The following is an 18775-nucleotide window of genomic DNA, read 5'->3' as shown; positions in this document are numbered from 1 at the left end:
CGTCGTGCGAGCAGGTTTCGAATATTCCTTTCTGCAGACAGCCAGGAAGCAGTGGCTGACGGCAGTCACAGAGCAGCACGGTATTATTGATTGCACCGCCAAACGTCAGCAGTGCTCATTGCATTAACAAGTTACAGGTTGCGACAAGACACATTATGTATGTGCTGGTTCGCTGCGCAATCCGACAGATGTAGGGGGTCGGGCAGTGTTCCCCGGAAGCAATAGAGATACGCACCTGGCCATGAGCTCGGCACGCGTCCTTACCTGATTCTTTCTTAGCAGCGAAGATACGTGATCGCGAACGGTGTAGTCACTGATACTGAGCTGCCTGGCAATTTCCTTGTTCGTACATCCCTGCAACAACAGGCCAAGAACCTCCTGCTCTCTCATTGTCACCCACATGATACTTCCCCTCGCCATCATTTTGCCTAACAGGCAAATTTGTAGGATGTTTCTTACATTCGTCTTCCATGACCCAAACAGTAAATCGGCACAGAAATCATTTTATTTAGTCTTGTTTTGCATTAACACGATATAGCCCTCAAAGCTTCGCAACAAAGCTGAAAGCTGAAAGCTGTAAGAAAAATCTTTAATATTTAAATACCGAGGAAAACTCCTACAGCAAATACAGAATAATTACGCATTCCTTTTTATCGACATCATGAGTGGTTCGCCTGAAAAATATTTCGCGCAGGCACGAACCAACAGCGCATTAGATAAATAACGCAAACACTATAGAGACGGGCAAGATAGACTTGACTAAACGGAATTACAATCACTTGTTACAATTGAATGCGTCTGCCGCCCGGAACTTTCCGGCCATATTCGAGTTGCCACTCACCCCACACAAGAGGTGAGCAGCGGGCATTGCCGGTGTGTGCGAGAACAGCGGTCGCCGCGCCCCCCGCCCCGGAGTTATCCGGCTTTACCGCTTGCCAGGTCATCCACCACCACGCCACGGCGCAGGCCGAATACTGCAGCGGTCATCAGGCCCGTGGCGCCCATGATCAGGCTATACAGCACGCACACCCAGATATTCCAGGGCATCAGGGCAATCAGCATCAATGGCGTGGTGCTGGCCCAGAAGGCATAGGCGATGTTGTAAGTGAACGAGATGCCTGACACCCGGATGTTCGCCGGGAACAGTCCGACCATCACCGACGGCACCACACCGACAATCCCGCACGCCAGCCCGGCAATCGCGTAGGCGATACCCAGCGGCATCCATTGCTCGATGAGGCTGGTGTAAAGCACGCCGATGCCCATCGGCATCAGCAGGCTGTAGAACATGATGCCGCGCCAGGCGCCGATACGATCGACCAGCATGCCTGCCAGCACGCAGCCTATATTGAGAAACACGATGCCGACTGCGCTCAGAGCAAAGGTGTCGCTGGCACTGATACCAAAGCGCTGCTGCATGACGGTCGGGGTAATCACCACCAGGACCACCACTGCGGAGGTCAGCACAAAGGTCAGCAGCGCAGCAGGCAGCAAGGATTGGCGATGATCGCGTAGCACCTGGCCAAGTGGCAGCGCCGGCAGATGTTCACGCTGGGCATGCAGGGCGATGAACACCGGGGTTTCGTTCAACCAGCGGCGCAACCAGACGCCCACCACACCGAATACGCCACCGAGCAGGAACGGAATACGCCATGCCCAGTCAAGAATTTCGCCAGGGCTGAAGACCCGCGCCAGCCATGTTGCGGTCAGTGCACCCAGCAGGTATCCGAATGTCAGACCGGCTTGCAGTACGCCCAGTGCATAGCCGCGGTGCCCCTTGGGCGCGTGTTCTGCCACGAATACCCAGGCGCTTGGCACTTCGCCGCCCACAGCGGCTCCTTGCAGGATGCGCAGCGCCAGCAGGACCAGCGGCGCCCAGTAGCCGATCTGTGCGTAAGTGGGCATGACGCCGATCAGCAGACAAGGCAGGGCCATCATCAGAATGCTCAGGCTGAACACGCGTTTGCGGCCCAGCCGGTCGGCGAAGTGCGCCATGAGAATCCCGCCCAGCGGGCGCGCCAGATAGCCGGTCACGAAGATCCCGAAGCTTTGCAGCAGACGCAGCCACTCGGGCATGTCCGGGGGAAAGAACAGCTGGCTGAGGGTCAGCGCAAAGAACACGAAAATGATGAAGTCGTAGATTTCCAGCGCCCCACCCAGCGCCGCAAGACTCAGGGTCTTGTAGTCGCCTTTGGTGAAAGGTTGCGGAGTGGATTGAACGATGGCCGTCATGAAGCCCCCGAAACATGGCTGAAAAGAGCGCCTGACGCTCACAGGGCGCGAAGAATAGCAAAGCTTGCGGGCGCACTGATACGGAGCTGAGGCCTGTGGCGGCAACGATGATCCCGACTATCGTGAGCCGCTCTGCGTCGGTCTGCACGGATAATCCGATTATCGTGCGGCGCTCCGCGTCGCATGCCTTTCCGGACGCTCTGCGTCCTCTTGACGACGCAGAGCGTCGAGAACTGCATTCCCACGCTGGAGCGTGAGGAACGATCATCGCAACTATCGTGCGACGCTCTGCGTCGCATGCCATTCCGGACTGCATTCCCACGCCGAAGCGCGCGGAACGATCATCTCGACTGGCGTGCCGATGCTCCGCGTACCAGAGCCCTTCGCTAAAAGTTGACGGAGGCCGACAGTCTCGCCGTTCTGGGCGCGCCCATGAACAGGTAGTCGTCGCCCAGATACTCTCCAGCATCACGCCAGTAGCGTTTGTCGAACAAGTTGTCGACGGTCAGGCGCAGAACGGTGTCGTAGCCGCTGATTCGGGTGCTGTAACGGCTGCCGATATTGAACAGTGCGTAGTCATTGACCTGCACGGTGCCTTCACGGTCAGCGTACTTGCTGGCGCTGTACTGCACGCCGCCGAGCAACGCGAGCCCGGGCACCGGCAGGCTGTAGTCGGCTTGCAGGGTGCCACGGTATCTGGGCACATTGAGGGCCTGGTGATCGTCATAGGCGTCGGTGCCGCTGTCTTCAACGCGCGCCCGGATGGCCGCCGCACTGGCGGATATCTGCAGGCGGTCAGTCACCCAGCCACTTGCCCCCAGTTCAAGGCCGGTGTTTTTCTGCTCGCCTTGCTGTACGTAAGTGAACGTACCGTCATCGTTGGGCCTGGAATACTGGTAGGCCTGGCGGGCCTGAAACACTGCGGCGGTCAGGCTCATGCGCTGCCAGTCATACTTGATGCCTGCTTCCAGCTGTCGGGACACGGTCGGCGCAAGAATTTCACTGGCATTGGTGGTGAACCACGCTGCCGTCCCGCCGAGCGACAGGCCCTTGCTGTAGCTGGTGTAGAGCGAAACATTGTCCACCGGCTTGTAGATCAGCGCCGCCTGGGGCAGAAACACATAGCGCTCGGTGTGTCGTGCATCGCTGCCGTCCTCGTTGAACGTCTGCTCGTCGAGCCGCACCCCGCGTCCGCCCAGCACGGTTTGCCAGTGCTCGTTGAAGCTGATCCGGTCGGTGGCAAACAGCCCGTACTGGCGGCTGTCCAGGCGGCGCTCGGTATGTGCAAGCGCCAGGGTCGAGGGTGCCACCTGCTCAGGTGCCTCATTGATATTGCCCGAGCCGACGAATTCGTTGAAGGTCCCGCGCGTATCGACCGTGCGGCGGTAGGCACTGCTGCCGAAGGTCAGTTCATGCCCCAGCGATCCGGTAGTGAATGTGCCGGACATGGCCGCTTCGACTTCATCGTTGCGACGCGTATCGTCAGGGCTGCGGAAATCATAGATGTCATAACCGCCCTCGGCACTGAAATGGTTAGGCACCGCTTGCCCTGCGCAACTGGCCGAGCCGTAGCACCCCCACGCAAAGGCACTGTAGTCATCGATGACCACGCGACTGCGTGACGCGCTGAGACTGCCCTTCCAGCTGTCATTGAAGCGATATTCGAAACGTCCGTTCATGTTCAGCGAGTCGATACCGACCGGATTGGACCAGTTCTGGTAGCCCAGCAATTTACGTGGCGAGGCATCGTGAGGCAGCGCAGTGCCGCCCAGAAGCTGATAACCGGGCACCGAACGCTGCTCTTTGGTCTGGTACTCGACATCGAGTTGCAGCAGGGCGCGCTCGCTGATGTTCCAGTCGAACGCCAGTGAGGCAAAATCGCGCTGGCCATCGGCGTGTTCGACATACGAACGAATGTCTTCGTGGGCAAGGTTGGCGCGCAGGCCAAACTGTTGCTCGCTGCCGAACCAGCCACCGACGTCGGTCGCGATGTAGCGTTCGCCATGTTCGTTGGTAGAGACCGTGACCGAGCGAACGTCCTGCGCCCGTTTGGTCTGATAATTGATGACCCCACCGGGCTCGGCCACGCCGCTCTGCAGGCCGGAAAGCCCCTTGAGCAACTCGACCTGCTGCTTGTTCTCCAGCGCTACATTCTGCTCACCGGCAATGCTGCGGCCATTGATGCGATAACTGTTGGCCGCGTTCAACGAAAACCCGCGCACCACAAAGTTTTCGTAATAGCCCACCGGGGCATAGCCGTCGCCGACCGACGCATCGTTGCGCAGCACTTCACTCAGCAGCTTTGCCTGACGGTCCTTGATCAACGCAGCGCTGAACACTGACACCGAGGCAGGCGTATCGAGCAGTGAAGCCTGATCTAACCCGAATATCGATGCCCGCTCAGCTTTATAGTCGCCGGTGCTTTCCGGCTCGCTGAACCCAGTGACGTTGACCGCATCCAGGCTGAGCGCCTCTGCGGCCAGCAACGGCGAGGCAACCGCCATACCCAACGGTAACAATCGCCAAGCGTGGCGCATGGCAGGTCGGTAAGGCGTTCTCATCGAGCAGACTCCGCAAGGACAGATGCCTGGACAGACGCGACGCACCTTCCGGCAGGGGGCCAACCTTTTACGTTCACTGCCGGTTTTTTTCAACCTTTACGTGATGCGTTGCCTGTAAACGAAGTGCAGGGGAAAACTTTACTTACGAATCAGCAGAGCGAGACCGGCTTCAAAACGCTTCGCACACTTGAATAATTAAGCGTGAATTAAGTAAGCGCGGATAATCTGAGTTCAACAAAACCGCTGAACCAATCAGCGTGTGATGAATCAATCAAGACAGATCAATCAGAAAGGAATACCCCATGAAACTTATGCCTGCCGTTTTCGCCGCTGTTGCCCTCACTGCTGTTGCAGGTGCCGCCCAGGCTGACGTTGGTCCCGATGAAGTGATCCGCCTGTACAAGTCGCAGGCGTTGGGTGACTTCGAACAGTTCAACAAACAGGCCGTTGCCAAGCACCAGGGCTTCACGGTCAGCGATACCGAACTGGACAAGGACCGCACCGGCCGCCTGATCTATCAGATCGAACTGAAAGACGCCAAGGGTGTGGAGTGGAACTACGACGTTGATGCCAAGACGGGCGAAGTGGTACGTGACGCAAAGGATAATTGATCCGACTGCTTTACCGGTTACCACCGCAAGCAATTAATAAGAAAATTCCCACAGCATTGTGGGAATTTTCTTTTTCAAGCGGTTAACAGTTTATTACTGAGCCAAGCCCACTTTCAGCAGACTTCCCTTATCGTCGTCGGTCAACAGATACAAGTAACCGTCCGGCCCCTGACGCACATCCCGTATGCGCTGTTTCATGTCTTTCAACAGACGTTCTTCATGGACGATCTTGTCATTCTCGAACTGCAGCCTGATCAACTCTTCAGTGGCCAGCGCACCGATGAATACACTGTGATCCCATGCCTTGAAAAGGCTGTGGTCATAGAACGCCATACCACTGAGGCCCGGCGACACTTCCCAGACCTGGAACGGAATTTTGGTCCCTTCGACAACCTTGCCCTTGGACTCCGAAATCGGCTGACCCGAGTAGTCGATACCGTGGGTCGCGATCGGCCAGCCATAATTTGCGCCACGCTCGATGATATTCAGCTCATCACCGCCCTTGGGACCATGCTCGTTGGTCCACAACGTCCCGGTCCAGGGGTCGAGCGCGGCGCCCTGCTGATTGCGATGGCCATAGGACCATATCTCGGGGCGTACGCCCTTCTGGCCCACGAACGGGTTGTCTTTCGGTACGCTGCCGTCCGGATAGATGCGCACGATCTTGCCCTGCAGCTTGTCCAGATCCTGCGCAGTGGGGCGCTGATTGTTTTCGCCCAGCGCGATGAACAGGTAACCGTCGCGATCGAAGACCATCCGCGCGCCGAAGTGGTTGCCCACCGACAGTTTCGGTTCCTGGCGGAAGATGACTTCGAAGTCTTCCAGACGGGTCATGTCCTTGGACAGACGACCACGCCCTGCGGCAGTGCCGGCGGTATCACCCTCGGCGGCCGTCTTGCCGCTGCCCTCGGAGTAGGTCAGATAGACCATGCGGTCCTTGGCGAAGTCCGGTGACAGCACCACATCGAGCAAACCGCCCTGCTTTTGCGCCCAGACTTGCGGCACCCCGGAAAGCGGTGCAGACAATTTGCCATCCGCCGACACAACGCGCAGGTTGCCGGAACGCTCTGTCACCAGCATGCCTTGCCTGTCAGGCAGAAAGGCCAGCGCCCATGGATGATCCAGACCTTCGACAACAGGCGTCACCGTGACGGTGCCCAGTTCGCTTTTGTAGGACTCCGTAGCGGCGCTGGCCGTCAGTGGCAGGCTCAGAATGGCTGCAGTACACAATGTCGCGATCAGGGTTTTTCTAAGCATGAGCGTTTCCTTATGCATTGAGTCGACGTCCGCAATGGTTCGCCGGGTTGAAAATTCAGTTGCCGCGCTTGGGGTCGGTTATCGGAGTAGTAGAAGGACGTGGCGTGTTCTGGCGCGTAGGGTAGCCGTTGCCGATGCCACCGTTTTCCAGAGTGGGCTTGCGCACCGGCGGCGCGATGTTGGGGCCTCGGGACGGTGGCACGCTGGACTCGGTGCCTTGGCGGCTGTTGGGGTTGGCACGGTGAATCGGGCTGTTATAGGGGTTGCTGCTGGCACCGTTGTTGAGGGTGCTGTTTGGCAGCGTCTGCGCCTGGACCGCACCGATGCTGCATGACGCAACAAGCACGCCGCCGACAAGATTGCGCACAAAACTGTTCATCACTACCTCTGGGCAAAGTGAAAACTTCGGAGTAACCGTTAAGGCTCAGGCCTTTGATGGCAACCCGGGCCTCAGGTTCGACGCGACACTGCCGATGAGCAAGCAAAGCGCTGGGAGAGTTTGTAACAAGGATGGTCAGGGCTGTCGCAGCCGAACGACGCAACGGCCTGCAGCCCAAGGTTTGCGGAGCCCAAAAAAGCACTTGATGAGCAGCCTGTGCGCTCAAAAGGCACAGGCTGGCGCAGGGTGCCTACGCAGACTTCAACGGCATGCTGAAGGTAAAGACCGTGCCCTGCTCGCGCGTCGAGCACACCTCAAGCGTACCTCCATGGGCAATGGCTATCTCGCTGGCGATGTACAAGCCCAGTCCGAGCCCGGCTTGCGGCTCGTCGGTGATGGGTCTTGAGTACGGCAGGAACAGTTGCGCACGAACCGATTCAGGTATCGGCTCCCCCTGATTGGTAACGCTGAGCACAAACACCTCGCCATGCACGCCTGCCGTCACTTCGACCGGGCTCTCGGCATCACCATGGCTGATCGCGTTGGACACCAGATTGGAGAGCAATTGCGCGATCCGCTCGTGATCGCAGCGGATACGCTCCAGCTCGCCTATGTTCGAGTGAATCGGCCGCGACGGGTGGACGCGCTGCACCTCTGAAATCACATGCTCCAGGGTTTTATCCAGGCCGGGCGCCTCATGGATACTGAGAGGAATGCCATGACCCATGCGGCCTCGGGCAAAATCGAGCACGTCATCGACCAACTGCGAGGCGCGCTGGCCAGAGGTCAGGATGTGTTGCACGACCTGCTGGGCCTTTTCATCCAGCGGACGACGCAACAGCAATTCGGCACTGGCATTGATGGCAAACAGCGGGTTGCGCAGGTCGTGCCCCAGCACGGCGATAAACTGCTCGCGCAGCTCAGCCACCTCACGTTCGGCGAGCAGGTCTTCACGCGCCTGTTGCAGGTTTTCCTCGGCCTCAATCTGCAGCGCCAGAAGACGTGCGAACGACACCATCATGGCTTCGATGGGCGTACCGATCAGCTTCGCCGGCTTGGGATCCAGCGCGCAGATGGTGCCGAAAAAGGAGCCGTCGGAAAGAAAGATCGGCACCGAGATATAGCTCTGGAAACTGTACAGACGTGGTGTTTCATGCGTACAGAACAGCGGGTCCTCGGCGACATGATCAATCACCACAGCCTTGTGGGAGCTGCGAATCTCGTGGCAGATGGTGCTGCTCAGCTCGAGCTCGCCGCCGGGTTTCAAACCGAAATCGAGCGTGTCCAGGACCGCACAGGCCGTCCAGGTGGTTTCGGTTACACGCGCCACGGCGGCGAAGCCCAGCCCGGTGGATTCGGCAATGACCTGCAGGATGGCCGGCACCGCGCTGATCCGACTGATCGTGGCCACATCATTTGAAATGGATCGCCGCATGTAGAACCTGTATGAGCCTTGATGTGATGACGCAGCACGTTAGTTTAGGACTGTAACGATTTTTCTGCACCCGTGAATAACACGGGTTGATCGTCAATCTGCATGAAACCTGATCAAACCTCGGTTTTCGCCGGGGGACGCGGAAACGCCACGGTGAAGGTCGTGCCTTCTTCAGCCGAAGAACGAACCGTCACATCGCCCAGATGGGCTCGAACGATCTCGCGCACGATAAACAGGCCGAGCCCGACGGTGCGCGTCTCGTCACTGTCGCTGACTACGCGTACGACGGGCTCGTACAGGTCGTCTACCTTCTCCATGGGTATCGGCTCACCCACGTTGTGCACCGACAGTTTGATCATCCAGGTGTCGAACGACGACGTAATCAAAACCTCGCCGTCGTCGGTGCCGTAATTGATGGCATTGCTGACCAGATTGCCAAGCATCTGCAGCAGGCGGTCAGGATCAGCCGAACACGCGCCCTGCCCTTCGCTGCGATGGGTCAGCACCCGATCCGGGAAAACCTGGCGCAGCTCTTCGACGCCCCGGGCGACGACTGCGTGAAAATCGACAGGCTGAGGTACGACGGTAATGCCACTGCCGACCCGGGCGTGGGTGAAATCCAGCAGGTCGACAATCATGCGATCGGCACGGTCGGTGGAATGGTTGATGTGTCCCAGAATCCGCTCTTGGCGCGACTCGAGCGGTGTGCGTTCCAGCAGCCCGGCAGCCATCTTGATCGCGGCCAGCGGGTTGCGCAGGTCGTGGCTGACGATGCCAATCATCTGTTCGGCAAAAATAGCCCGGATCTCCGCCTCGGCATGCGCCAGACGCAAGCGATTGCGCGCCGAGGTCAGCTCGCTCTGCACGGTCATCTGCTGTTGCAGGAGCTCTTCGGCGATCTTGCGGGCAGCCAGCAGTTCGCGCTCGTACTTGTTGCGCTCTTCGGCCAGGAACACGGCCACTTCATGCAGATACCCCGACGGGTACTCGCGGCGTACGGCATTGAGCATCATCGGAATGGGGCGGCCATCGGCATGAATCAGCTCGACCTTGACCTCGGCAATTGAACCTTGCGACTGCAGCGTGGGCGCCCAGTGAGTCTGCAGAAAGGCCTTGCCTGCCAGACTCAGCAGTTCCTGAAAGCGGCGGCCCACAACAGCGTCGCGCTCCAGCCCCAGCCATCGGCAAAACGTCAGGTTGGCGCGCTCGATAGTGCCGTTGGGCAACGTGATCAACAGACCACAGGGCGCATGCTCGTAGAGGTCTTCCGTGACAGGCAGACTCACCTGTTCAACGGTCATGTGCGGCGCTCTCGTAAGAGGCCAGAAACTGATTCATCGCAGTAATGCATTCCTGGGCTGCGCTCATGTGCGGGTAATGCCCTACGTTGTCGATCATGCGCAGGGTGCTGTCGGTAATGACGCGGTGCAAATATTCACCCACTTCGACTGGCACCACCATATCGTCGCTGCTTTGCAGAATGAGTGTTCTGCTCTTGAGTTGCGCGACATCGGCACGATGGTCGGATAAAAACGTCACGCGGGCAAACTGTCTGGCGATCTCGGCATTGGTGCGACAAAAACTGTTGGCGAGTTCTTCACTCAGTTCAGGTCGATCCGAGGCGCCCATGAGTGTCGGCGCCATGGTGCTCGACCAGCCAAGATAATTGCTTTCCAGTGTTTCAAGTAATGAGTCGACATCGGCGCGATTGAATCCACCCAGGTAATCTTTCTCGTTGAGGTAATGCGGGGATGGACCAATCATGATGTGACCGTCGAACCGGCCGGGCGACTGAAGCTCGGCCAGCACGGCAATCATGCAACTGACCGAATGACCGACGTGCACCACCGGCCCCTCTGCGGCGAACTCGTTGACCACCTCCAGCAAGTCGGTTGCATAGCCTTTGAGCGACGAATACTTGTGCGGATACCAGGCCGATACGTCCGAATTGCCGTTGCCCACCAGGTCGAACAGCACGACCTTGAAGCGCTCTGCGAAGTGCGGCGCCATAAAACGCCACATGTTCTGATCGCAGCCGAATCCATGAGCGAAAATCAGAGTGATCGGTCCGTCGCCTGAAATATTGACGTTGTTGCGCTGCTGGACCGACATATCGGGCTCCGAAAATGGCCAGGTAAACGGCTGGGTATGTGCATACCGTGATAAAGATGAGAGGAGGTTATCACCGTTAAAGGCACATTAGTGGCACAAACCGCACTTTAAGGCAGGAGCGTCACGAACTGCATGCCAATGCGGAGCATTGGTACGATGAGCAGTCAGATTTACGATGAGCGCGGAGCGTGGGGCTGACAAGACGCGGGATTCACTCGCCGATGTCTTCGTTCCACAGTTCGGGCTTGCTGGCGATAAAGTCTTTCATCATGTGTGTGCACTCAGGGTTATCCAGCACGTCGATCTGCACGCCACGCGAGCGCAGCAGTTCTTCCTCGCCCATGAATGACGCATTCTCACCGATGATCACTTTGCGAATGCCGTAGAGCAGGATCGCACCGCTGCACATCGCACAAGGCGAAAGCGTGGTGTAGAGAACCGAGTCACGGTAAACACTGGCCGGCTGGCGACCGGCATTTTCCAGCGCATCCATCTCGCCATGCTTCGTTGCACTGCCCTCTTGTACACGACGGTTGTGGCCTCGACCGATGATTTTTCCGCCGTGGACAATGACCGAACCGATAGGGATTCCACCTTCCTTCAGCCCGAGTTGTGCCTCATCGAATGCTGCCTGCATGAATGCGTCCATGTTCTTTGCCTCGTCTCGTCAAAATAGCTGTCAGCGTCGCAGTGCTGCCTCGGCATTGCCCAGCGCACGACTGACAAATTGTCCCAGCAGCTCCGATGATCGGGCTTTCATATCGGTGCTGACCTGGGTATTTCTCGCCCTGAATCTGTTCCCCAATGCAGGCGAATCCTCGCCCTGATTGAGCGAACGCAATTCCTCGGCGGTAAAGGCATGAGCATAAGCGGCTGCCAGGTTGCGGTCCCACTGCGCCTGATATTCCGGCTTGAGGCGCTGCAATTCCTTCTGTACCAGTTCCTGCGCTTCAGTCTTGCCGACAGCCTGCACGATACCGGCAAACGTGGCCGTGCGCGAGGCGACCTGATACCCCAGCCAGGCGAGACCTTCGCCCAGGTTTCGTTGTTCCACCAGGGCCAGCGCCATGTCGTCGGCCTCTTCGGCGCTGGCCGGATGCATCGCGTCCAGGCACAGACAGGCCAGCAATGCCAGGCAGGTCTGCCAAGTACCGCGCGAGCCCCGAACGTGATCAGTCATGACGCCTCCCGAGCATCGATTGACCCAGACCTGAACTTATCAGCTCGGCGGGGCTTTACCACCCGGCGCGTCGCATACCGGTCATCGATGCCGTTATCAGCTATGCGCCGCGTGTCATTCAGCTGGGCGATAATCAAAGACCGCTGCTGACCCGTTCCGCCACATCGGCAGGCAACCAGGCTTTCCAGACGTCGGGATGCTGCTTGAGAAAGCGTGCAGCCACGACCTTGGCATCCTCATGCTTGTCACTCATTTCGCCCAGGGTCTTGTTCAGCAGGTCAATCGGGAAATCCACGCCTTTGAAGACACTCACCAGTTCAGGGTATTGCTTGCTGAATTCTGCCGATACGCCGATCGACAGCGTTGCCGCCAGCGAAGACGTGCCGCGCGGATTGGGGTTGCTGGCGTCGGTCAGGGTTTTCCAGGCTTCAGCGTCAAAGGCCGGCTCGTCCAGTTTGATCAGCTTGTACTTGCCCAGCAGGGGCGTAGGTGACCAGTAGTAAAACAACACCGGCTTGCCGCGCCGGATGGACGATGCGACCTCGGCGTCCAATGCTGCGCCCGAGCCGGTGCGGAAGTTGACGAAGCTGTCGGCCAGGCCATAAGCCTTGAGTTTCTGCGTGTTGACGATTTCCGAAGTCCAGCCGCTCGGGCTGTTGAGGAATCGGCCCTTGTCCGGCGATTCCGGGTCTTTGAAGACGTCCTTGTAGCGCGCCAGGTCCGCGACAGACTTCAGGTCAGGCGCCAGCGGCTTGATACCTTTGGCGGCGTCGCCCTTGATCACGTACTCGGGCACCCACCAGCCTTCGGTCGCACCTTTGACGATGTTGCCCAGGCCGAGCACCTTGCCTTCCTCTTCAGCCTTGACCCACACCGGACTGCGTCCGGTCCACTCTTCGGCGATCACCTGAATGTCATTTTTCGCCAGCGCGGTTTCCAGGCTGACGGTACTGCCGGGCAGGGTATCGGTCGGGTAGCCATAACCCTTCTCGACAATGGTACGCAGGACTTCAGTGATCAGGCTGCCGCTTTCCCAGGTCAGCGCGCCAAACTGGATAGGCTTGGTTTTTTCAGCCGCTGTCGCGGTCTGCCCCAGCAGGCCCAGCGCCAGAAGTGAACAGCCCAGTAGTCGTGTTATTGATTTCATGCTCACCTCAAATGGCGCGGAAGAAACAGGTCTGAAAGTATCGACACCAGCCTGCGCCGATTAGTTGTCACGGCTTGAGCCTCTGTATGATGCAGGGCCCCTATTTCAAGCGCAGCCGCGATGTCCGAAATCCAGTTCTACCCGCTACCTGATGAGTGTCGCCCGTTGCTGGGCAAGTTCTACCGCGAGCACCAGTCGTCAATGCGCGCTGCCAGCAAGGGCCAGGCGTGGGTTGCAAAGCAGGCAGAAATCATTGGTGCGTTGTGCCTGACGCCTGTCGCAGAGGGGCATTGGCTGACCGGGCTGTTCGTGGCGCCGGCGCTGCGTGGACAGGCAGTGGCGCGAGGCCTGATCCAAGCGGCATTGCAGCCGCTGGGCGGGCCGGTGTGGCTGTTCTGCCATCCGGACCTGCTGGGCTTTTACCAACGCTCAGGGTTCGAGACGGCACAGCGTCTGCCACAGGCCCTGGGCGAACGGTTCATGCGTTACAGCCGCAGCAAGCCGCTGATCGCACTGTGCCGCGAAGCCTGACGGCTTCGCAGCGCAACACGACCATCACTCGTCGGCATTGGGGTCCATGTCCGGAAACATCACGTCCATGAAACCGAATTTGCTGAAATCAGTGATGCGCGACGGGTAAAGCCGACCGATCAGGTGGTCGCATTCATGCTGAACGACCCGCGCGTGAAAGCCTTGGGCAACACGCTCGATGGGCTGGCCCTGAGGATCGAAGCCTTCGTAACGAATGCTCTGATAACGGTCCACCATGCCGCGCAATCCGGGCACTGACAGACACCCTTCCCAGCCCTCTTCCAGCGTCGGGCCCAGCGGGGTAATCAGCGGGTTGATGAGGATCGTCTGCGGGACCGCCTCGGCGTCGGGATAGCGCTCGTTGCGCTCGAAACCGAAAATCACCAGTTGCAGATCGATGCCGATCTGCGGTGCCGCCAGCCCCACACCGCCGACGCTGTGCATGGTCTCGAACATGTCGGCGATCAGCGTATTGAGCTCGCTGCTGCCGAACATCTCTGCGGGCACCGGAGGGGCGATGCGCAACAAGCGCTCATCGCCCATTTTCAGGATTTTGTGGATCATGACTGCGTGTCCCTTGCCGACTTAAAAAGCGATCTTGCCACACAAAGCGATCAGGCCTCGTCAGCCTTCTGCAGCGGCACCGAATGGTCGCGGCCCAGACCGGAGACATGCTGCTTGCCTGTCTCGCTGCTTTCCTCGCCCAGGCCGTCACCGGCTTCCTTCTCGCCTGCGTCCTTGCCTTCGGCGGACATGTGCTCGATCACCGCATTCATTTCCGCACCCAGCAACAGCACCGCTGCCGAAATATAGAAGTACAGCAACAGCACGATGATCGCGCCGATGCTGCCGTACATGGCGTTGTAATCGGCAAATGTCTTGACGTAAAAACCGAAAGCCAGGGAAGCAACGATCCACACCACCACGGCCAGCACCGAGCCTGGAGTGATAAAGCGAAACTCCTGTTTGACGTCCGGCATCACGTAATAGATCAGCGCCACAGCGACCATCAGCAGGATAATGATCGCGGGCCAGCGCAGAATCGTCCACAGCGTCACGATGAAGTCTTCCATGCCGATCTGCGCGGCAATCCAGTTCATGACCTGCGGCCCGAGCACCATGAAAGCTGCTGCTGCCAGCAACATGCCGGCAATGCCTACGGTGTAGAGAATCGACAGCGGCAGACGTTTCCAGATAGGACGCCCTTCGACGACGTCGTACGCAGCGTTCATGGCGCTCATCATCAGGCGCACACCCGCTGAAGCGGTCCACAGCGCGATGACGATACCGATCGACAGCAAGCCGCCCTTGGACTGCTGCAACTGGTCGATGACCGGGTTGACCTGTTCGAGTGCCTGCGGCGGCAAGAGGAATTCCGATTGCAGTCGCAACCAGGAGAAAAAGTCCGGCAGATGCAGAAAGCCGATCAGCGCGATCAGAAACAGCAGGAACGGAAACAGAGAAAACAGCATCTGGTAAGCCAGTGCCGATGCATAGGTGGACATCTCGTCATCGAGGAACTCGTTGACGGTTCTCACCAGCACTTTGCCGACTTTCAATTTACGCAAATGGGGGAAAATCATGGCGCTTCCTCTCGCTCCCTTACTGGAAAACCTTACATCCTGAAAACCGGCATCTCATGAATGACGTATCGCGCTGACGAAGCCGATACACGAATGCCGATGGCACATTGACTGGACAGGCCATGAAAGGTTTCAGTCCCGCAGAGCAGAAAGCATAACGGCCATCCGTGGATGACCGTTATCGGTAATGCCTGCTCCCGGCGCCAAAGCGCCGGAAACAATCGACTCAAGCCTTGTCCACGCCCTTCTTGATCGCGTCCTTGACTTCGCCTTTTGCCTGCTGGCCTTCGCCTTTCAGCTCTTGTACCTTGCCTTCAGCCCGCAGTTTGTCGTTGTCGGTAGCCTTGCCAACAGCCTGCTTGACGTTACCAACTGCTTCGTTGGCCATACCTTTGGCTTTATCGCTGGTGCTGCTCATCGGAAATCTCCTGGGTCTGAAGACCGCACTGGATCGGATGTCGTACTCGACAAAAGATTGACCTGTGCCGGTGGCGAAGAGTTTCAACTATTTTTCGGGCCGCCATTGCCGCTCATCTGCCGTGCATTGGGGCAGGCTTGCAGCAGAGTTTGTGCGAGAATGCGCGCCACCGTTGTCCGGCAGGGCCGACACGCTGAACACACCGATTCACAGGAACGTTATGAAACTCGATAAAAAGCTGGCCATCGCACGCAGAAACCAGGATCTGGGTGGTGCAGTGCTGGGCGTCAACAACACGCATTTCGCCGTGCTGGACCACAAAAGAAACATCTGGTGGTTCGACCTGCCTGTCCCGCGCCTGCAAGTAGGTCAGTACGAGTGGCTGCACCTGCTGCTGCACACGCCTGAAACCGACCAGTTGCTGCATTTGAAAGTGACCACGGTCTTCATGCGCGATCACATGGAAGGCCTTGAAGTGCGCAATGCTGACAAGCGCAAACCGACCGTCAGCCTGGAGCTGAGCGCCGACAAGGACTCTTTCCTCAAGGACATGCGCCCCAAGGGCAGCAACCTGAGTTTTGCCAGCTTCCTGCAGAAGTAACTGTAAACCCAGCGGCAGATTAGCCGCTGCGTTCCCGTACTGTGCCGGGTGAGCGTTGCGTGTCGGCAACGCTCATTCCGGCACACCGCTTCATGCAAATTTACGCACAGCAAGATAGCCCGCCGTACCGGCCAGCGCCGACACCACCGTGCCCCACGCATGATCCACCAGCGCCAGCTGCGCCGGCCAGCCCTGCAAGGTAGCCCAGTTGGTCAGGTCATAGGTGCCATAGGCAATCAGCCCCAGCAGACCGCTGCACAATGTCGCGTGGCTCAGTCGTTGCACTCTGAGCGCAGGCATGACGCCGAAAAACACCACCCCCGCTCCGTACATTAGATAAAACGCGATGGCAGGCCCCAATACCGGCGTATCGAGCATCAGTGGTCCGAGCCATTCACGGTAGGTCGGGCCCATCAACACGCCCAGCCACAGTCCGTCGAGGATCAGAAACGCCAGCAATGTGCCGAAGTAAGCGATCAGTATTCTTTTCATGGCGCGTCCTTGATGAAGTTTCAGGTCCGGGAATGCCCGCTTGAGGGTATGACCGACCAAAGGTAGACATTGATCCATCCAACTTCAGGACTTTTAAAAGGTTAAGGGAGTCAGTGTTAACGAGCGTTATGGAGTTTCAAGCACATGAACACTGTTGGTCCCCTGAAAATAGATGTCTGGAGCGACTACGTCTGCCCCTTCTGCTACCTGCAACTGGCCGTCCTGGAACAGCTTCAGCAAACCTACGGTGAACGGCTCGAATTCAATTGGCATGCCTTTGAACTGCGCCCCGATCCGCTGGCACTGCTCGACCCGAGTGCCGATTATCTGCGTGAAACCTGGTCCCGGTCAGTGCTGCCGATGGCCGACAGGCGTCAGGTGATGATGAAGATGCCCAGCGTTCAGCCGCGCAGCCGCAAGGTGCTGGAAGCCGCGGCGTTTGCCAGGAACGCGGGAAGTTTTGAAGCCTTCCACAAAGAGGCTTACCGGGCTTTTTTCGAAAAGGGGCTGGATATCGGCGAGACGCACACGTTGCTCGACCTGGCCACCACCACCGGACTGGATCGGCAAGCGATGGAGCAGGCACTCAACGCCGGCCATTTCGAAAAGGCCGTGATGAACGACCAGCAACTGGCGCAGAAGCTTGGGTTGAGAGCGGTGCCGGTGGTGCTGCTGCGACGCAGTGACGAGGCACTGGAAGACGCGCGGGTATTCAACGGCACCTTGCCGTTCGAGCGCCTGAGCCAGGAAATAGACGCGCTCGCCACCTGGGCCTGAGGTACCGCGAGCTTCGTCGATTGCAGCTCACATCAATTGCAGCTCAGGCACCCAGGCGGCGACGTCGTATCAGACCAGCTCGATACGGTCGGCGTGAATCACTATCTGGCCCTGCTTGTACAACGCACCAATGGCCTTTTTGAAGTTGCCCTTGCTGACGCCAAACAGACCGCTGATGACTTGCGGATCACTTTTATCGCTGACCGGCAGCGTGCCGTCGTTCTCGCGCAGCTTGGCAAGAATCTTCGAATTCAGGCTGCTTGCGGCCTCTGCGCCGACGGGCTGCAGGCTCAGGCTGATATTGCCGTCGCTGCGGATTTCCTTGATGTAGCCTTTTTCCTGCTTGCCGGCGCGCATGAACTTGAACACTTCGTTCTTGTGAATCAGGCCCCAATGCTTGTTGTTGATGATCGCCTTGAAGCCCATGTCGGTCGCTTCGGCGACCAGCAGATCGACTTCCTGCCCCACGCTGTAATTGGCGGGAGTCTTGTCCAGATAGCGGTCCAGACGCGCAGTGGCGGTGATGCGCCGTGTGTGCTTGTCGAGGTAGACGTGAACCACGCAGTAATCACCGGCCTGCAGGGTGCGCTTCTCTTCGGAGTACGGCAGCAACAGGTCCTTGGGCAGGCCCCAGTCGAGGAACACACCGATGCTGTTGACTTCAACCACCTTAAGGCTGGCGAACTCACCGACCTGCACCTTGGGTTTTTCAGTGGTGGCGAGCAGCTTGTCTTCGCTGTCCAGATAGACGAACACATTGAGCCAGTCTTCATCTTCCGTAGGAACGTCCTTGGGGATGTACCGATTGGGCAGCAGGATTTCACCATCCTGCGCACCGTCCAGATACAGACCGAAGTTCGTGTGCTTGACGATTTGCAAGCTGTTGTAGCGCCCGATTAAAGCCATTTCCAGATACCCTCATTACGTGGGCGGCATTCTACCCGACTTTGAGTCCGGGTTCGCGTCGCGTGGCCGAAGGTGGCGATGCTGCCTCCACTCGTCAGTTTCCCGGCCCCCCATCGACCGGCCTTGCCGGGCGGCGGCGCCGCGTCTCGTCGAAAATTTATATCTGAAAACAGTCGGTTAGCGCCATTTCGAATAAATCCGGCAAGCCACCGGGTGCAGGCCCGGCTCGGGCGAATGCCATATTCACCAAGCAATAATCAAGCGTTTCCTGTACTCTGGCTGGCCGTATTACGTTTATGAAGGTAAATGGCAGCCATGCGTATCAAAGCATCCCACTCGAAAGCCAAACCCGCCCCAGCCGTTGAAACGAGCGACTCGATCAACGCGCAGATTGCAGCTTTCCTGAAGTCCGGCGGTGAAATCCAGCAAATTGCCAAAGGCGTGAGTGGCCAGACCTTCGCACCTTCCAAGCAGATCAATCTCGGTAAAAAGTAAAACCGCGTCCTGCCTGTCGATCTCTACGCGCCTTGACGCTCAAGGCGCTAGATTGACC

At 58.3% G+C, this 18775-nt stretch carries 21 protein-coding genes; 5 read left to right on the top strand and 16 right to left on the bottom strand.

Annotated elements, in window-relative coordinates:
- Nucleotides 1-153 precede the first annotated feature (153 nt).
- The 3 genes from LIX91_RS01905 to LIX91_RS01895 all read right to left on the bottom strand — a co-directional run bounded on the left by LIX91_RS01905 (nt 154) and on the right by LIX91_RS01895 (nt 4793).
- Nucleotides 154-423, bottom strand: a complete 270-nt coding sequence (locus tag LIX91_RS01905; RefSeq protein ID WP_003363345.1) for a helix-turn-helix domain-containing protein — start codon at nt 421-423, stop codon at nt 154-156.
- A gap of 492 nt (nt 424-915) precedes the next feature.
- Nucleotides 916-2232, bottom strand: a complete 1317-nt coding sequence (locus tag LIX91_RS01900) for an MFS transporter (RefSeq protein ID WP_046271093.1) — start codon at nt 2230-2232, stop codon at nt 916-918.
- Nucleotides 2233-2618: 386 nt separating this feature from the next.
- On the bottom strand, nt 2619-4793 hold the full coding sequence (locus LIX91_RS01895) for a TonB-dependent siderophore receptor (RefSeq protein ID WP_226487899.1): 2175 nt from the start codon (nt 4791-4793) through the stop codon (nt 2619-2621).
- A gap of 302 nt (nt 4794-5095) precedes the next feature.
- Between LIX91_RS01895 and LIX91_RS01890 the strand changes: the two genes are divergently transcribed.
- Nucleotides 5096-5404: a PepSY domain-containing protein gene (locus LIX91_RS01890; protein WP_003418269.1), complete on the top strand. Its 309-nt coding sequence runs from the start codon at nt 5096-5098 to the stop codon at nt 5402-5404.
- Nucleotides 5405-5497: 93 nt separating this feature from the next.
- Here LIX91_RS01890 and LIX91_RS01885 read toward each other — a convergent pair whose 3' ends face one another.
- From LIX91_RS01885 to LIX91_RS01850, 8 genes are all read right to left on the bottom strand, one after another.
- Nucleotides 5498-6661 (bottom strand): PQQ-dependent sugar dehydrogenase, encoded by a 1164-nt coding sequence (locus tag LIX91_RS01885; RefSeq protein WP_003418272.1) that lies wholly within the window; start codon nt 6659-6661, stop codon nt 5498-5500.
- A 55-nt stretch (nt 6662-6716) separates the two neighbouring features.
- Entirely contained in the window at nt 6717-7040 is a 324-nt protein-coding gene (locus tag LIX91_RS01880; protein WP_003418274.1) for a hypothetical protein, read from the bottom strand.
- A gap of 250 nt (nt 7041-7290) precedes the next feature.
- Nucleotides 7291-8475, bottom strand: coding sequence for a GAF domain-containing sensor histidine kinase (locus LIX91_RS01875; protein WP_003418278.1), 1185 nt, complete (start codon nt 8473-8475; stop codon nt 7291-7293).
- A gap of 113 nt (nt 8476-8588) precedes the next feature.
- Nucleotides 8589-9776: a PAS domain-containing sensor histidine kinase gene (locus tag LIX91_RS01870; RefSeq protein ID WP_103697255.1), complete on the bottom strand. Its 1188-nt coding sequence runs from the start codon at nt 9774-9776 to the stop codon at nt 8589-8591.
- The gene (locus LIX91_RS01865) at nt 9766-10587 is read right to left on the bottom strand and encodes an alpha/beta fold hydrolase (RefSeq protein WP_003418283.1); all 822 of its coding nucleotides are present in this window, start codon (nt 10585-10587) and stop codon (nt 9766-9768) included. Before LIX91_RS01865 ends, LIX91_RS01870 begins: the two co-directional genes overlap by 11 nt.
- Before the next feature lie 211 nt (nt 10588-10798).
- Nucleotides 10799-11236 carry a nucleoside deaminase gene (locus LIX91_RS01860; protein WP_032703096.1) on the bottom strand — a complete coding sequence of 146 codons (438 nt, stop codon included), beginning with the start codon at nt 11234-11236 and terminating at the stop codon, nt 10799-10801.
- 30 nt (nt 11237-11266) lie between these two features.
- Nucleotides 11267-11767 carry a hypothetical protein gene (locus LIX91_RS01855; RefSeq protein ID WP_103697257.1) on the bottom strand — a complete coding sequence of 167 codons (501 nt, stop codon included), beginning with the start codon at nt 11765-11767 and terminating at the stop codon, nt 11267-11269.
- Between the two features lie 133 nt (nt 11768-11900).
- Nucleotides 11901-12914, bottom strand: coding sequence for an ABC transporter substrate-binding protein (locus LIX91_RS01850; protein ID WP_003412751.1), 1014 nt, complete (start codon nt 12912-12914; stop codon nt 11901-11903).
- A gap of 120 nt (nt 12915-13034) precedes the next feature.
- Here LIX91_RS01850 and LIX91_RS01845 point away from each other — a divergent pair, with 120 nt between their 5' ends.
- Nucleotides 13035-13445, top strand: coding sequence for a GNAT family N-acetyltransferase (locus LIX91_RS01845; protein WP_226487898.1), 411 nt, complete (start codon nt 13035-13037; stop codon nt 13443-13445).
- A gap of 24 nt (nt 13446-13469) precedes the next feature.
- Here the strand turns inward: LIX91_RS01845 and def are convergent, their stop codons facing one another.
- The 3 genes from def to LIX91_RS01830 form a co-directional block, all read right to left on the bottom strand.
- Entirely contained in the window at nt 13470-14009 is a 540-nt protein-coding gene (gene def, locus LIX91_RS01840) for a peptide deformylase (protein ID WP_046236311.1), read from the bottom strand.
- Between the two features lie 50 nt (nt 14010-14059).
- Complete coding sequence (locus LIX91_RS01835; RefSeq protein WP_003363368.1) at nt 14060-15028, bottom strand: YihY/virulence factor BrkB family protein; 969 nt, start codon at nt 15026-15028, stop codon at nt 14060-14062.
- Nucleotides 15029-15254: 226 nt separating this feature from the next.
- Complete coding sequence (locus LIX91_RS01830) at nt 15255-15446, bottom strand: CsbD family protein (RefSeq protein ID WP_003363370.1); 192 nt, start codon at nt 15444-15446, stop codon at nt 15255-15257.
- Between the two features lie 220 nt (nt 15447-15666).
- Here LIX91_RS01830 and LIX91_RS01825 point away from each other — a divergent pair, with 220 nt between their 5' ends.
- On the top strand, nt 15667-16047 hold the full coding sequence (locus tag LIX91_RS01825; RefSeq protein ID WP_003314501.1) for a hypothetical protein: 381 nt from the start codon (nt 15667-15669) through the stop codon (nt 16045-16047).
- A gap of 90 nt (nt 16048-16137) precedes the next feature.
- Here LIX91_RS01825 and LIX91_RS01820 read toward each other — a convergent pair whose 3' ends face one another.
- Nucleotides 16138-16539, bottom strand: a complete 402-nt coding sequence (locus LIX91_RS01820; protein WP_100073579.1) for a DUF2177 family protein — start codon at nt 16537-16539, stop codon at nt 16138-16140.
- Nucleotides 16540-16683: 144 nt separating this feature from the next.
- On the opposite strand from LIX91_RS01820, the gene LIX91_RS01815 reads away from it, so the two are divergent.
- Nucleotides 16684-17316 (top strand): DsbA family oxidoreductase, encoded by a 633-nt coding sequence (locus LIX91_RS01815; RefSeq protein WP_100073580.1) that lies wholly within the window; start codon nt 16684-16686, stop codon nt 17314-17316.
- A 69-nt stretch (nt 17317-17385) separates the two neighbouring features.
- On the opposite strand, the gene LIX91_RS01810 is transcribed toward LIX91_RS01815, so the two are convergent.
- Nucleotides 17386-18222 (bottom strand): S1 RNA-binding domain-containing protein, encoded by an 837-nt coding sequence (locus tag LIX91_RS01810; RefSeq protein WP_003314497.1) that lies wholly within the window; start codon nt 18220-18222, stop codon nt 17386-17388.
- 306 nt (nt 18223-18528) lie between these two features.
- Between LIX91_RS01810 and LIX91_RS01805 the strand changes: the two genes are divergently transcribed.
- Nucleotides 18529-18717: a hypothetical protein gene (locus tag LIX91_RS01805; RefSeq protein WP_002554403.1), complete on the top strand. Its 189-nt coding sequence runs from the start codon at nt 18529-18531 to the stop codon at nt 18715-18717.
- Nucleotides 18718-18775: the final 58 nt, after the last annotated feature.

The sequence above is a fragment of the Pseudomonas sp. B20 genome (assembly GCF_020515755.1).
Taxonomy (GTDB): Bacteria; Pseudomonadota; Gammaproteobacteria; order Pseudomonadales; family Pseudomonadaceae; genus Aquipseudomonas; species Aquipseudomonas syringae.
This window is presented reverse-complemented; position numbering and strand designations above follow the sequence as displayed.